This is a genomic window from Aquabacter albus, assembly GCF_040049275.1.
Taxonomy (GTDB): Bacteria; Pseudomonadota; Alphaproteobacteria; order Rhizobiales; family Xanthobacteraceae; genus Aquabacter.
The window spans coordinates 120,895-135,617 of the sequence record NZ_JBDZDT010000010.1 but is presented as its reverse complement, the minus strand read 5'-3'; the positions used below and the strand labels follow the sequence as shown (position 1 = coordinate 135,617).

The following is a 14,723-nucleotide window of genomic DNA, read 5'->3' as shown; positions in this document are numbered from 1 at the left end:
CATCACACCAGCCGGCTCTGCTCCATGGCCGCCCCGATGAAGGAGGCGAACAAAGGATGGGGCTCGAAGGGCCGCGACTTCAGCTCGGGATGGAACTGCACGCCGATGAACCAGGGATGGTCCGCATATTCGACGATCTCCGGCAGCAGGCCGTCCGGCGACATGCCGGAGAAGCGCAGGCCGTGCTGTTCGAGCCGCTCCTTATAGGCGGTGTTCACCTCGTAGCGGTGGCGATGGCGCTCGCGGATGTCGAGCGCGCCATAGACGCCCGCGACCCGGCTGCCATTCTCAAGATGAGCGGGATAGGCGCCGAGCCGCATGGTGCCGCCGAGATCGCCGTTCGCCCGGCGCTTCTCCAGCTCGTTGCCCTTCAGCCATTCGGTGAGGAGGCCCACCACGGGCTCGGGCGTGTCGCCGAACTCGGTAGAATTGGCATCCTCGATGCCGGCCAGATTCCGCGCCGCCTCGATCACCGCCATCTGCATGCCGAAGCAGATGCCGAAATAGGGCACCGCCCGCTCGCGGGCGAACTGGGCCGCGCGGATCTTGCCCTCGGCGCCGCGCTGGCCGAAGCCGCCGGGCACGAGGATGCCGTGCACGTGGTCGAGGAAGGGCGCCGGGTCCTCGCGCTCGAAGGTCTCGCTCTCGATCCAGTCGAGATTGACCCGCACCTTGTGGGCGATGCCGCCATGGGCGAGCGCCTCGATGAGCGACTTATAGGCGTCCTTCAGGCCGGTATATTTGCCCACGATGGCGATGGTGACCTCGCCCTCGGGATTGCGCACCCGGTCCTCGATATTGGTCCAGCGGGCGAGCTTGGGCAGCGGCGCCGGCTCGATGCCGAAGGCGGCCAGCACCTCGGTGTCCAGGCCTTCCGCATGGTAAGCGGAGGGCACGGCGTAGATATTGTCCACGTCCCGCGCCTCGATCACCGCGCTCTCCCGCACATTGCAGAAGAGGGCCAGCTTGCGGCGCTCCTCGCGGGGGATCTCCCGGTCGGTGCGGCAGAGCAGAATGTCCGGCTGGATGCCGATGGAGCGCAGCTCCTTCACCGAATGCTGGGTCGGCTTGGTCTTCAGCTCGCCGGCAGAGGGGATGTAGGGCAAGAGGGTCAGGTGGATGAAGATGGCGTGGCCGCGCGGCAGGTCGTTCTTGAGCTGTCGGGTCGCCTCGAAGAAGGGCAAGCCCTCGATGTCGCCCACCGTGCCGCCCACTTCCACCAGCACGAAGTCGAAGCCTTCATTGCCCTCGAGCACGAAGTCCTTGATGCCATTGGTGACATGCGGGATCACCTGGACCGTGGCACCGAGATAGTCGCCGCGCCGCTCCTTGTTGAGGATGTCCTGGTAGATCTGGCCGGTGGTCACATTGTCCCGCCGGGTGGCCGGGCGGCCGGTGAACCGCTCGTAATGGCCAAGGTCGAGATCGGTCTCCGCCCCGTCATCGGTGACGAAGACTTCGCCGTGCTGATACGGGCTCATGGTGCCCGGATCGACGTTGAGATACGGGTCCAGCTTGCGAAGCCGAACGGTGTAGCCGCGCGCCTGGAGAAGCGCACCCAAAGCGGCTGAAGCGAGGCCCTTGCCCAAGGAGGACACGACGCCGCCGGTGATGAAGATATAGCGCGCCATGGGCCTTCACTCTAATTCGCACAAACGCGATTCGGCGAGAACGAAGCGACATATCGCTTCGCCTCACCTGTTGAGAACCTCACGCGGCGGGAAGACCGCCGCGAACGATCACTGAGAAGACGGAACCTGCGGGCCGCTGGGCGACGGCGCGGCGGGAGCCGGCGCCGCGGGGGCACCCTGCCCTGCCGGGGCTTGCGGACGAATCTGATCGAGAATGGTGCCACCGCTCTGCGGCACGGACGGGCCGGTGGGCGCGCTCGGCTGATTGAGCAATGCGGGGGGCGTGCGGCCCCAGCCGGCGAGGATGGTCAGCGTCAGGCTCGTGACAAAGAAGATCGCCGCAAGGACCGCGGTCGCGCGGGTCAGCACGTTGGCGGTGCCGCGCGCGGTGAAGAAGCCGCCGCTGCCACCACCGCCGCCCCCGCCAATGCCCAGGCCGCCGCCTTCGGAGCGCTGGATGAGCACAACACCGATAAGCGCGAGCACCACCATGAGGTGAATGACGATCAGGACTGTCTGCATGGATTCCATCGTCCGCGCCACACGAGGGGCGCGCATCTATCAATTCGGGCGCGTTCGTACACGATCATGTCACGTAATGAAAGGGCGGCGACCTGCAAGAGGCGCCGCCCTGGTTTGCGTTACGGGGACGGTTGGCCACCCGACGCCCTTGTGCAGCAAGCTCAAGCGCGGTTTGGGAGGCTCGCATGAAAGCCTAAGAGGTCGCAGGCGCGTATTGCATCACCCCGCCGCCAAAGGACCAGTCCTCCCGGCTCGAATCGACAAGGCTGATGAAGACGTCCTCCGCCCTGATGCGGCCGTGCCGGGAAATGTCCTCGGCCACCTTCTTATAGAAAGCCTTCTTCACCTCCGTGGTCCGGCCGGCCACCCATGTCACCTGGATGAAGACGATCTCCCGCGTATAGCTAAGACCCAGATAGCCCTCGGCGGGATAGATCAGCTCGTCGGCCGCATGGCGCGTGACGATCTGGAACCTGTCATGGGCGGGCACATTGGCGATCTCGACCATCGCATCATAGATCGCGTCGCTCACAGCCCGAATGAGTTCGGGAGAGGCATCCTTGCTGATATCGATCCTGACGAGGGGCATCGGCTCTGTCCTTGTTCGAGCCGGAAGCTAAGAGCGGAACCTCATATTTATCAAACGCATAATTCTCATTAAAAACATGAGCTAAGCATATAAATTCGACCTACATCCAAAACAAAATGCCCGGGGCAAGCCCCCGGGCATTTCGAACCATTGCGATGCTTGAGGCTCAATGCCCCAGCACTGCCAGCAGCAGCAGCGCCACGATGTTGGTGATCTTGATCATGGGGTTCACGGCGGGCCCCGCCGTGTCCTTATAGGGATCGCCCACCGTATCGCCGGTGACGGACGCCTTGTGGGCCTCCGAGCCCTTGTAGTGGCGCACGCCGTCCTTATCCACGAAGCCGTCCTCGAACGACTTCTTGGCATTGTCCCAGGCGCCACCGCCCGAGGTCATGGAAATGGCGACGAACAGGCCGGTGACGATCACGCCCAGCAGCATTGCGCCCACCGCCGAGAAGGCGGCCGACTTGCCCGCGACCCCGCCGCCCGCCACCAGATAGATGACGAAATAGCAGAAGATGGGCGAGAGCACCGGCAGCAGCGAGGGGATGATCATCTCCTTGATGGCCGCCTTGGTGAGCAGGTCCACCGCGCGGGAATAATCCGGCTTCTCGGTGCCGGCCATGATGCCCGGCTTCTCGCGGAACTGTCGGCGCACCTCCTCCACGATGGCGCCGGCGGCGCGTCCCACCGCCGTCATGCCCATGGCGGCGAACAGGAAGGGCAGCAGGCCACCGAACAGCAGGCCCACCACCACATAGGGGTTCTCCAGCGAAAAATTGGGCGTCACGCCGGCGAAGTAGCTGCCAGGAGCCGCCTGGGCGATGAAGTATTTCAGATCCTGGTTGTAGGCCGCGAACAACACCAGGGCACCGAGGCCAGCAGAGCCGATAGCATAGCCCTTGGTCACTGCCTTGGTGGTGTTGCCCACCGCATCCAGCGCATCGGTGGACTGGCGCACCTCCTTCGGAAGGCCCGCCATCTCCGCGATACCGCCGGCATTGTCCGTCACCGGACCGAAGGCATCGAGGGCGACCACCATGCCCGCCAGCGCCAGCATGGTGGTGGCCGCGATGGCGATGCCGAACAGGCCGGCAAGGCCGTAGGAGCAGAGGATGCCGGCGATGATGACGAGGGTCGGCAGCGCGGTGGATTCCAGCGACACCGCAAGACCCTGGATGATATTGGTGCCATGCCCCGTGACCGAGGCCTGGGCGATGGACACCACGGGGCGATAGCCCGTCCCCGTATAGTATTCGGTGATCACGACGATGGCGCCGGTCACCGCGAGGCCCACCACGCCCGACAGGAAAAGCTGCGTGCCGGTGATGGTGCTTCCCTGCAGCGGGCCGAAGCCCGGCAGAAGCCAGGTGACGAGCGCGAGCGCGAACACCGAGAGCCCGGCCGATGCGCCGAAGCCTTTATAGAGAGCACCCATGATGGAGGAGGTCGGCCCCAGCTTCACGAAGAAGGTGCCGGCGATGGAGGTGAGGATGCACGCCCCGCCGATGGCGAGCGGATAGAGCAGCATGGTGGAGAGTGTCGCCGGAGCGGCGGCGAAGAAGATCACCGCGAGCACCATGGTGGCAACCAGCGTCACCGCATAGGTCTCGAACAGGTCGGCCGCCATGCCGGCGCAATCACCGACATTGTCGCCCACATTGTCCGCGATGGTGGCGGGGTTGCGCGGGTCGTCCTCGGGAATGCCCGCTTCCACCTTGCCGACGAGGTCGCCGCCCACGTCCGCACCCTTGGTGAAGATGCCGCCGCCCAGACGGGCAAAGATGGAGATGAGCGAGGCGCCGAAGCCCAGGGCCACCAGCGCGTCCACCACGGTGCGGCTGCCCGGCGGGAGGCCGAGGCCGCGAGTCAAGATGGCAAAATAAACAGTGACCCCCAAAAGTGCGAGGCCGGCCACCAAAAGGCCCGTCACCGCGCCAGCCTTGAAGGCGAGGTCGAGGCCGCCCGCGAGCGACTTGGTGGCCGCCTGCGCGGTGCGCACATTGGCCCGGACCGACACGTTCATGCCGATGAAGCCCGCAAGGCCGGAGAGCACAGCGCCCACCAGGAAGCCGACCGCCACCAGCCAGCCCAGGAACAGGCCGACAAGGACGAAGATCACGACGCCGACGATGGAAATGGTTGTGTATTGCCGGCGCAGATAGGCTTGCGCCCCCTCGGCGATGGCTGCCGCGATCTCCTGCATGCGCGGCGTGCCGGGGTCCGCTGCCATAACGGCGCGGCCGGCCCAAACTCCGTACGCTACGGCAAAAAGGCCGCAGATGATGATCAGCACAAGAGCCAACATGAAACCCATCCCTTTTCGTTTCCCAACCCGTTTCAGGTTCTTCTTATGGGGAGGGAGTGTGAGGGGTGCGCTGCAGAGTCGCAATGGGCCGTTGAGTGCATTTTCAACACTTCGCGCAGCGCTGGACGGTGGCTGCGGCTTGTGCCAGTGCTATTCTCCTTGATTAAGGATCTGGGAGGCTTGGGCGCATGCAGGCAGCGGGAAAGATCGTTCCGGTTGTCCTGGCCGGGGGCACGGGAACCCGCCTCTGGCCGCTGTCGCGCAACAGCCTGCCCAAGCAGTTCCTGACGCTGGCCTCCGACAAGACGCTCTATCAGGAAACCCTTCTGCGCGTGCCGCCCGGCGCGGATTTCCACCCGCCCGTCATCATCACCAATGAGGATTTCCGCTTCTTCGCGCGCCGGCAGGCCAGCGAGATCGGCATCGAAGCAACGGTGATCCTGGAGCCGGCGCGGCGCGACAGCGCTCCCGCGCTGCTGGCCGCCACCGCGTTGGTCCAGAAGCTGTACGGCGTTGACAGTCTCATTTTGGCGCTCGCCGCCGACCATGTGGTGCTCGATCCCGAAGCGTTCCGCGCGGCGGTGAAGGTTGCGGCGGAGGTGGCCGCGGCGGGGCGCATCGTCACCTTCGGCATCACCCCCAATGCGCCGCGCACCAGCTACGGCTATATCCGCCGCGGCGCCGCCCTCCCGGAAGGAGGCAATGTGGTCGATGCCTTCGTCGAGAAGCCGGACCACGCCACGGCGGCGCAATATGTGGCGGACGGCTATCTCTGGAATTCCGGCAATTTCCTCTTCCCCGCCGCCCTCATGATTGCCGAGGCCGAGCATTTCGAGCCGGACCTGGCGCGGGCCGCGCTTCATGCGGCAGCCGGCGCCAGCGACGATCTCGGCTTCCTGCGCCTGGAGCCGGAGGCGTTCAACGCCGCCCCCGCCAAATCCATCGACTTCGCCGTCCTGGAGCGCACCAGCGCGGCGGCGGTCGTCGCGGGTGATTTCGGCTGGTCCGATATCGGCTCGTGGGACGCGATGCGCGAGATCAAGCAGGCCGATGCCGACGGCAATGTCATCCAGGGCTCGGTCGCTCTCCTCGACAGCCGCGATTCCTATGTGCGCTCCGAGGGTCCGCTCGTCACGGGCATCGGCCTCGACGGCATCTCCGTGGTGGCCACCGAGGACGCGGTCCTCGTCATGCCCTCCGACCGCAGCCAGGATGTGAAGCTGCTCGTCGCCTCGCTGAAGGCCGCCAAGCACAATGCGGCCGACGAGCATATGAAGATGCACCGGCCCTGGGGCACCTACCAGACCATCTGCCGGGGCGACCGCTTCCATGTGAAGAAGATCGTGGTGGAGCCCGGCGCGAAGCTCTCGCTCCAGAAGCATCACCACCGCTCGGAGCATTGGGTGGTGGTGAGGGGCACGGCGGAGGTGACCGTCGACGGCAAGGTCTTCGCCGTGCACGAGAATGAGTCCACCTACATTCCGCTGGGCGGGGTGCACCGGCTCGCCAATCCCGGCCGCATCCCGCTGGAATTGATCGAGGTGCAGACCGGCTCCTATCTCGGCGAGGACGACATCGTCCGCCTGGAAGATATCTACAACCGGTCGTAACCACAGCGGGGGCCTGCGATTGACCTGCCGCAGGGCCGAGGCTAACGTCCGCGCCGCTTTTCCCGCTCAAATAGATCGTGCATCAGACCATGACCGCTTTCGTGCGCCTGGACATCCCCGAGGTCATCCTTGTGACCCCGGCCCGCTTCAACGATCCGCGCGGCTATTTCAGCGAGTCCTATGTCAAGGCGCGCTACGAGCAGAACGGTGTCGTCGCCGACTTCATGCAGGACAACGAATCCTTGTCCGAGCCCGTGGGCACCATACGCGGCCTGCATTTCCAGACGCCTCCCTTCGCCCAGGCGAAGCTGGTGCGCGTGGTCCAGGGCGCGGTCTATGACGTGGCCGTGGATGTCCGGAAGGGGTCTCCCACTTTCGGCCGGTGGGTGGGGGCGAACCTCACCGCGGAGGGCCGGGAGCAGCTGTTCGTGCCGCGCGGCTTTGCCCACGCCTTTTGCACCCTCGTGCCGAACACGAAGGTGCTCTACAAGGTGGACAATTCCTACTCAAAGGAAAGCGAGGGCGGCATCGTCTGGGACGATCCCGATCTCGCCATTGACTGGCCGGTGGCCGAGGCGATCCTCTCCGACAAGGATCGCGTGCTCCCGCGCCTCAGGGATTATGACAGCCCATTCCACTATGCGTGACGGGCGGACGGGGTAGAGATGGCACAGCGTATCCTAGTCACGGGCGGGGCAGGCTTCATCGGCTCGGCGGTCGTGCGTCACCTCATCGCCGAGGGGCTTGAGGTGCTGACCTTCGACAAGCTCACTTATGCCGGCAACCTCGCCTCCCTCGCCCCGGTGACGGACAATCCCCGCCACCGCTTCGTGAAGGGTGACATCTGCGACGCGGAAGCGGTGCGCGCGGCGCTCGACGGCTTCCGGCCGGACCTCGTCATGCATCTGGCGGCCGAATCCCATGTGGACCGGTCCATCGACGGCCCCTCGGCCTTCATCGAGACCAACGTGGTCGGCACCTACACCATGCTCCAGGAGGCGCTGCGCTATTGGCGGAGCCTGACGGGCACGGAGGCCGAGGCGTTCCGCTTCCACCACATCTCCACCGACGAAGTCTATGGCAGCCTCGGCGCCGAGGGCCTGTTCCGCGAGGATACGCCCTACCAGCCGAACTCCCCCTATTCGGCCTCCAAGGCGGCTTCCGACCATCTGGTGCGAGCCTGGTTCCACACCTATGGCCTGCCCGCGGTGATGTCGAACTGTTCCAACAATTACGGGCCGTATCATTTCCCCGAGAAGCTGATCCCGCTGGTGATCCTCAATGCGCTGGAAGGCGCGCCGCTGCCGGTCTACGGCACCGGCGAGAATGTGCGCGACTGGCTGTTCGTGCAGGATCACGCCGAGGCCCTCCACCTTATCGCCACCAAGGGGCGGCCGGGCGAGAGCTACAATGTGGGCGGCGCCAATGAGCGGCAGAATATCGAGGTGGTGCGCACCATCTGCACCATTCTCGACGACATTCGCCCGGACGCGAACATCGGCCGGCGCGAGGACCTGATCCGCTTCGTCACCGACCGCCCCGGCCACGATGCGCGCTACGCCATCGACTTCTCCAAGCTCAACCGCGAGCTCGGCTGGAACCCGCGCGAGACCTTCGAGAGCGGGCTGCGGAAGACCATAGAATGGTATCTCGCCAACCCGTCCTGGTGGGAGCCGCTGCGCACCCGCTATGCCGGCCAGCGCCTGGGGCTTGCCTCGTGACGCGGGTGCTGCTGTTCGGCGCGAACGGACAGGTGGGGCGCGAGACCACGGCGCTTGCGGCGGAACGCGGCATCGAGCTTCGCGCGCTCGACCGTGCGGCGGTGGACATCACCGATCCCGTCGCCCTCGCCCGCGCCTTCGAGGGAGCCCGCCCGGACATCGCCATCAACGCCGCCGCCTACACCGCCGTGGACAAGGCGGAGAGCGAGCCGGAGGCGGCCGCGCGCGTCAACGCCATGGCGCCAGGACTGATCGCCGAGCGCTGCGAACGCGAAGGCGTGCCGCTTATCCACATCTCCACCGACTATGTGTTCGATGGCACCAAGGTCGGCGCCTATGTGGAGGCGGACCCCATCGCCCCGCTCGGCGTCTATGGGCGCACCAAGGCGGCGGGCGAGGCCGCCGTGCGGGCCGCCACCGAGCGGCACGTCATCCTGCGCACCTCCTGGGTCTATGGCATGCACGGGGCGAACTTCCTCAAGACCATGCTGCGCCTCGCGAAAGAGCGCGATCGGCTGACCATCGTCGGGGATCAGCGCGGCTGTCCCACCGCCACCCGCGACATCGCCGAGGCGCTCCTTGCCGTGACCGCGGCCGCTCGGGCTGGCACGGCGCGCTTCGGCACCTATCATTTCGCCGGCACCGGCACGACCACCTGGCACGGCTTCGCCACCGAGATCGTCCGCGAGGCCGCGCGCCACACCGGGCGCACGCCCGAGGTGGCCGCCATCACCACCGCCGACTATCCGACGCCGGCCAAGCGGCCCGCCAATTCCCAGCTTGATTCCAGCCTGTTCGAGCGGACCTTCCGCTTCCGCGCCGCGCCCTGGCAGGCGCGCGTCGCAGAGGTGGTGGACGGTCTGCTCGCTCCTGCTCCAACGGAGGCCACGTGAAGGGCATCATCCTCGCCGGAGGCTCCGGCACGCGCCTTTATCCCATGACGCAGGTCGTCTCGAAGCAGCTGCTGCCGGTCTACGACAAGCCGATGATCTATTATCCCTTGTCCACGCTGATGATGGCGGGGATCAAGGACATACTGATCATCACCACGCCCCATGACAGCGAGCAGTTCCGGAAGCTCCTGGGGGATGGCAGCCAGTTCGGCGTCTCCCTCACCTACGCGGTGCAGGAGAGCCCACGCGGGCTGGCGGACGCCTTCATCGTTGGCCGGGAGTTCGTCGGCACTGATCGCGTGGCGCTCATCCTCGGGGACAATCTGTTCTTCGGCCACGGCCTGCCGGAACTGCTGGACGAAGCGGTGAAGCGGGAAGCCGGCGCCACCGTGTTTGCCTATGCGGTGCAGGATCCCGAGCGCTACGGCGTCGCCGAGGTGGATGCGAAGGGCCGCGTGGTCTCCATCGAGGAGAAGCCCGCCAAGCCCCGCTCCAATCTCGCGGTGACCGGCCTCTATTTCTACGACAACCGCGTGCTCGACATCGCCGCCAACGTGAAGCCGTCGGCGCGGGGCGAGATCGAGATCACCGACGTGAACCGCGCCTATCTCGAAATGGGCGAGCTGCATGTGGGCCGCATGGGCCGGGGCTTCGCCTGGCTCGACACGGGCACGCCGGATTCGCTCATCGAGGCCGCGCTGTTCGTGCAGATCCTGGAACAGCGGCAGGGCCTGAAGATTTCCTCCCCCGAGGAAATCGCCTTCCGCGAAGGCTTCATCGACAAGCCGAAGCTGCGCGCGGCGGCGGAAGCGCTGGGCAAGTCGGTCTATGGCCGCTACCTCATGCGGGTCGCCGACGAAGAGTTCTAAAGTTCGGACATGGCGCCGCATGGGTGTTTCCGGCTGTGGCGCGCGCCGCGGCCTTCGCCTATATGGTGAAATAGAAAATCTCACAGAACGGTCCGGGTGATTGCGTCAGGCGACGCCGCCCCCCAGCCGTTTCGCTGTCGATGGCTGCGCCATGAGCAATTTGAACGAAGAAACCGTGACGAGCGTCCGCCATTGGACGGACCGCCTCTTCACCTTCACCACCACCCGCGATCCCGGCTTCCGCTTCATCAATGGCCAGTTCGTGATGATCGGCCTGCTGGTGGACGGCAAGCCGCTGCTGCGCGCCTATTCCATGGCGAGCGCCAATTACGAGGAAGACCTCCGCTTCTTCTCCATCAAGGTGCAGAACGGCCCCCTCACCTCGCGGCTCCAGCATCTGCAGGTGGGCGACAAGGTGCTCGTCGGCCGCAAGGCCACCGGCACGCTCATCCAGGACAGCCTGCTTCCGGGCAAGAACCTCTATCTCCTCTCCACGGGCACCGGCCTTGCGCCGTTCCTCTCCGTGGTGAAGGACCACGAGGCCTATGAGCGCTTCGAGAAGGTGGTGCTGGTGCATGGCTGCCGCACGGTGGCCGAGCTTGCCTATGACGAATACCTCACCAACGGCCTGCCGAACGATGAGTTCATCGGCGAGATGGTGCGGGAGAAGCTGATCTACTATCCGACCGTCACCCGCGAGCCGTTCCGTCACCAGGGGCGCATCACCGCGCTGATCGAGAGCGGCAAGCTGTTCGAGGATATCGGACTGCCGCCGCTCGACCTCGCCAATGACCGTCTCATGCTGTGCGGCAGCCCGCAAATGCTGAAGGACGTGGTGGAACTGCTGGAGGCCCGCGGCTTCGAGGAAGGCAGCGCATCCACGCCCGGGCATTATGTGATCGAGAAGGCGTTCGTGGAGCGCTGAGCCGGCAGGCGAAGCTTCGAGAAGTGTGTCCGGCCTGGACATTGCAATCTAGGGCGACAGCGGCTTCGCCAGATACAGCATCTCACTCTTGACCCTCTCTCTCGCCTCTACCATGGTGAGTAGATCATGCGGGGGTGTGATCATGAGTGTTTTGGTTAAGTTCGCGGCGGCGGAGAAGAAGACCCATCCTTCCTCACAGTCGCGCCGGCCGTTTCTGCGGGCCGTGCTTCTTTCCACAACTGGTATTCTCAGCCTTGCATCTCTGGGCGTGACGCCTGTCTCCGCGCAGGAGACGTGCACCACGACGATCTGCAGCAACCAGTTCAAGCTGCTGTCGCCGTTTCAGAGCCTTCTGGGAAGCGCCGAGGGACAGGCCCTGCTCCAGGCCACCTACCAGAAAGAGAGCCAGATTTATCAAAGCTCGACGGCCGCCCAGCAGAATACGGCGAACATTAACGCACAGGCCCCTTCCGATCCCGGCTACATCACGGGAAATTTGTGGCAGATGACCCCTTCTGCAATCAGCACGACGATGCAGAACATCGGCTACAACAATATGATGAGCTCCAATATAGATTATGCAAAATATAGCTCTCTATATTATCTCATCGCGTTCACAGCCGAGACAAACGGCGTCACTCCTCTGAAGGATATGTTTGGCGCCATCAATATTTATGGTCAGGCGTACAACAATAACAGCAATCCAATGGGTGACCCGCGGCCCTTCCAGGCCATACCAGCGGTTGGGAACAACCCTTGGGCGGTTCAGCTGCCGCCCGGCCCCTATCCAAATATCCCGCTCTCAATCCTGCAGACCCAGCAGCAGGGGTGGGGCAGCCTGGTAGATTCACCCTCATTTCCCAGCGGCCACAGCATCGCCGGCTATAATGCTGGCCTGATCTACGCGATCCTCTTGCCCCAATATTACCAGAGCATGGTGCAGGCGGCCCAAGAATTCGGCCTGAGCCGGAACATCATCGGCGCGCATTACCCACTGGACGTGATCGGCTCCAGGATTGTTGCAACCTACAATCTGGTGCAATGGCTTTCCAACAGCTCGGATCTGCAGGGCGCTGCTCCCGCCGACATCATCAGCGCCTTTCCGTCTCTCCTGGCAGGCGCCTCCAAGGAACTGACCACGGCACTCGGCACCGTCCCCGTGCCGTACGCGAATTGCGCCACGAATGTCGCAGGCTGCATGGCCGCCGGCATATTTCCCACTGCGGCGCAGTTCACGGCCGAAAACAAAGCCTATATTTCCAGCATCACCTATGACCTGCCGTCCATGGGCTCCACCACTGACGCGCCCATCGTGCCGGCAAATGCGGAGCTGCTGATCGCCTCCCGCTTCCCCTATCTGACCAACGGCCAGCTCCGCGAGGTCCTGTCCACCACCGAGCTGCCGTCGGGCGTGCCGCTGGACGATCATCTCACCGGCTGGGCGCGGCTCAACCTCTATGCCGCCGCCGGCGGCTATGGCCGTTTCGACTCCGCCGTCACCGTGACTATGGATGCCGCGCTCGGCAGCTTCAGCGCCATCGACATGTGGAGCAACAATATTTCAGGCCATGGCAGCCTCACCAAGCTCGGCACCGGCACCCTCATCCTGGGCGGCGACAACACGTATACGGGCGGCACCACGGTGGGCGGCGGCACCCTTGCTCTCACCGGCAGGATGGTGGGCAACCTGACCATCAATTCGGGCGCCACCTTCCTGACCAATGGCGGCTATGAAGTGGCCGCGGACGCCCAGCTGATCAATTCCGGCACCTTCCAGTCGGTGAATGCGACGCTGGTCAATAAGGGGCAGGCCACCAACACCTATCTGCTCGCCAGCTCGGTGGACAATCGCGGCGCCATGAGCAACACGGCGGCCGGCACCGTCATCGGCTCCGTCCACAATACCGGCTCGCTCACCAATAACGGCCTCATCACCGGCGATGTGGTGAACAGGGGTACCCTAAACGGCAGCGGGCAGATCGGTGGCGCCCTGACGACCAGCGGCGTGGTCGCGCCCGGCAACAGCATCGGCACCATGACGGTGACCGGCCCTGTCACCTTCAATGCGGGCTCCACCTATCAGGTGGAGCTGGGCGCCAACGGCGCCAGCGACCGCATCGTCGCCAGCGGCCCCGTCACCCTGTCCGGCGGCACCCTGCAATTCATCCCCACCGCCGGGACGCCGAGCCTCTTCTCCTCCTACACCATCCTCACCTCGACGGCCGGCATCACCGGCGCGTTCGCTTCGGTGGTGGACCCATTCGGCGCCCAATATCCGTTCCTCGACATGGCGCTCACCAATAGCGGGGGTGCGCTGAGCGCCAGCGTGGTGCCTGATACCGCGGCCTTCGCCGCGGCAGGGAATACGCCGAACCAGGCGGCGGTGGGCGACGCGCTCGCCACCCTCCCCGCGTCCAGCGCCGTGCTGCAATCGGCGGCGATGCTGAGCGCCGCCGCGGCCCCACTCGCCTTCGACCAGCTCTCCGGCCAGATCTATGCCTCCGCTGCCACCGTGCTCCAGGAACAGTCGATCTATCTGCGCGAGACCATCGGCAGCCGCCTGCGGCAGGCCGGAGCCGCTGCGCCCGGAGTGCAGTCCGCGGGCCCCGCGGCCGCCGCGCTCGCTCCCGGCCTTGCCGCTACCGTCTGGATGCAGGGCTATGGGAGCTGGGGCAGCACCAACGCCACCGGCAACACGGCGGACCTCTCGCGCAGCATCGGCGGCGTGTTCGGCGGCATCGACACCATGCTGGGCGAGACGTGGCGGGTCGGCGTGGCGGGCGGCTACAGCCAGTCGAGCTATGATGTGGACATGCTGTCCTCTTCCGGCTCCAGCGACAATTACGATATCGCCGTCTATGCCGGCACGCGGATCTCCAGCTTCGACCTGCGCTTCGGCGCCGCCTATGGCTGGCACGATTTGTCCACCAACCGGACGGTGGCGCTTCCCGGACTGGTCAATGCCCTGTCCTCCAGCAGCGACGGCACCACCACTCAGCTCTTCGGCGAGATCGCCCGCGGCTTTGCGGTCGGAGGCACGACTTTCGAGCCCTTCGCCGGCCTCGCTTACGTGCACCTCGACCTCGGCGGGTTCACGGAGACCGGCGGCGCGGCCGCTCTCACCAGCGGCGGGCTCACGCAGGACAACACCTTCACAACGCTGGGCGTGCGCGTTTCCCAGACCGTGCCGTTCGGTCCCGGCAGCCTGACGGGGCGGGGAAGCCTCGCCTGGCAATATGCCTTCGGCGACGTGGACCCGCAGCTCACCTTGGCCTTTGCGTCGTCGGGCTCGCCCTTCAGCATCACCGGCGCGCCCATCGGCCGCAATGCGGCGCTGCTGAATGTGGGGCTCGACTATCAGGCCACCGCAAACGTGGTGGTGGGCATCAGCTATGGCGGCCAGTTCTCCGACCAGGGGCAGGACAATGCGGTGAACGGGCGCCTCTCCGTCAGCTTCTGACGGTACGGCGCCCCGCCTGGGGAAAACAAGGCCGCCCCGGACTTTAGGGAAGGTCTGGGGCAACAAAGATTAGAGCGATTAAAATCTAAGGATTTACAATCGTTCCATTCAAAGCCGGGCTGTGTTGTGGCGGCCCGGCGCCCTTGTTATGTGGCATGACGTTTCATTGCTGGTGGTGGCGAAGAAGATCGCCAC

Annotated in this window: 11 protein-coding genes; 7 read left to right on the top strand and 4 right to left on the bottom strand. The window is 65.1% G+C overall.

Translation table 11 applies throughout. From position 1 onward, the window contains the following. Window positions 1-2 precede the first annotated feature (2 nt). From pyrG to ABLE91_RS24000, 4 genes are all read right to left on the bottom strand, one after another. Window positions 3-1,631, bottom strand: coding sequence for a CTP synthase (pyrG, locus tag ABLE91_RS24015; protein ID WP_348934967.1), 1,629 nt, complete (start codon window positions 1,629-1,631; stop codon window positions 3-5). Window positions 1,632-1,739: 108 nt separating this feature from the next. Beyond that, window positions 1,740-2,153: a preprotein translocase subunit SecG gene (gene secG, locus ABLE91_RS24010; protein ID WP_348934965.1), complete on the bottom strand. Its 414-nt coding sequence runs from the start codon at window positions 2,151-2,153 to the stop codon at window positions 1,740-1,742. A gap of 193 nt (window positions 2,154-2,346) precedes the next feature. After that, window positions 2,347-2,742, bottom strand: a complete 396-nt coding sequence (locus ABLE91_RS24005) for a tautomerase family protein (RefSeq protein ID WP_348934964.1) — start codon at window positions 2,740-2,742, stop codon at window positions 2,347-2,349. Between the two features lie 166 nt (window positions 2,743-2,908). Then, window positions 2,909-5,050 (bottom strand): sodium-translocating pyrophosphatase, encoded by a 2,142-nt coding sequence (locus ABLE91_RS24000; protein ID WP_348934963.1) that lies wholly within the window; start codon window positions 5,048-5,050, stop codon window positions 2,909-2,911. A gap of 188 nt (window positions 5,051-5,238) precedes the next feature. On the opposite strand from ABLE91_RS24000, the gene ABLE91_RS23995 reads away from it, so the two are divergent. The 7 genes from ABLE91_RS23995 to ABLE91_RS23965 all read left to right on the top strand — a co-directional run bounded on the left by ABLE91_RS23995 (window position 5,239) and on the right by ABLE91_RS23965 (window position 14,528). Further along, window positions 5,239-6,660, top strand: a complete 1,422-nt coding sequence (locus tag ABLE91_RS23995) for a mannose-1-phosphate guanylyltransferase/mannose-6-phosphate isomerase (RefSeq protein WP_348934961.1) — start codon at window positions 5,239-5,241, stop codon at window positions 6,658-6,660. A gap of 89 nt (window positions 6,661-6,749) precedes the next feature. Next, entirely contained in the window at window positions 6,750-7,307 is a 558-nt protein-coding gene (rfbC, locus tag ABLE91_RS23990) for a dTDP-4-dehydrorhamnose 3,5-epimerase (RefSeq protein WP_348934960.1), read from the top strand. An 18-nt stretch (window positions 7,308-7,325) separates the two neighbouring features. Further along, on the top strand, window positions 7,326-8,381 hold the full coding sequence (rfbB, locus tag ABLE91_RS23985) for a dTDP-glucose 4,6-dehydratase (protein WP_348934958.1): 1,056 nt from the start codon (window positions 7,326-7,328) through the stop codon (window positions 8,379-8,381). After that, the gene (gene rfbD, locus ABLE91_RS23980; RefSeq protein WP_348934956.1) at window positions 8,378-9,274 is read left to right on the top strand and encodes a dTDP-4-dehydrorhamnose reductase; all 897 of its coding nucleotides are present in this window, start codon (window positions 8,378-8,380) and stop codon (window positions 9,272-9,274) included. Before rfbB ends, rfbD begins: the two co-directional genes overlap by 4 nt. Then, a complete protein-coding gene (gene rfbA, locus ABLE91_RS23975; protein WP_348934955.1) occupies window positions 9,271-10,143 on the top strand; it encodes a glucose-1-phosphate thymidylyltransferase RfbA in 873 nt (290 codons plus the stop codon). Before rfbD ends, rfbA begins: the two co-directional genes overlap by 4 nt. A gap of 151 nt (window positions 10,144-10,294) precedes the next feature. Further along, complete coding sequence (locus tag ABLE91_RS23970; protein ID WP_348934954.1) at window positions 10,295-11,068, top strand: ferredoxin--NADP reductase; 774 nt, start codon at window positions 10,295-10,297, stop codon at window positions 11,066-11,068. A 142-nt stretch (window positions 11,069-11,210) separates the two neighbouring features. Then, on the top strand, window positions 11,211-14,528 hold the full coding sequence (locus ABLE91_RS23965; RefSeq protein ID WP_348934952.1) for an autotransporter domain-containing protein: 3,318 nt from the start codon (window positions 11,211-11,213) through the stop codon (window positions 14,526-14,528). The last annotated feature ends 195 nt before the right edge of the window (window positions 14,529-14,723 follow it).

Coding starts and splice junctions, on each gene's coding strand:
- secG (WP_348934965.1), bottom strand. CDS start 2,153: ATGCAGACAGTCCTGATCGTCATTCACCTCATGGTGGTGCTCGCGCTT.
- rfbC (WP_348934960.1), top strand. CDS start 6,750: ATGACCGCTTTCGTGCGCCTGGACATCCCCGAGGTCATCCTTGTGACC.
- rfbB (WP_348934958.1), top strand. CDS start 7,326: ATGGCACAGCGTATCCTAGTCACGGGCGGGGCAGGCTTCATCGGCTCG.
- ABLE91_RS23965 (WP_348934952.1), top strand. CDS start 11,211: ATGAGTGTTTTGGTTAAGTTCGCGGCGGCGGAGAAGAAGACCCATCCT.
- ABLE91_RS24005 (WP_348934964.1), bottom strand. CDS start 2,742: ATGCCCCTCGTCAGGATCGATATCAGCAAGGATGCCTCTCCCGAACTC.
- ABLE91_RS23995 (WP_348934961.1), top strand. CDS start 5,239: ATGCAGGCAGCGGGAAAGATCGTTCCGGTTGTCCTGGCCGGGGGCACG.
- pyrG (WP_348934967.1), bottom strand. CDS start 1,631: ATGGCGCGCTATATCTTCATCACCGGCGGCGTCGTGTCCTCCTTGGGC.
- ABLE91_RS24000 (WP_348934963.1), bottom strand. CDS start 5,050: ATGTTGGCTCTTGTGCTGATCATCATCTGCGGCCTTTTTGCCGTAGCG.
- ABLE91_RS23970 (WP_348934954.1), top strand. CDS start 10,295: ATGAGCAATTTGAACGAAGAAACCGTGACGAGCGTCCGCCATTGGACG.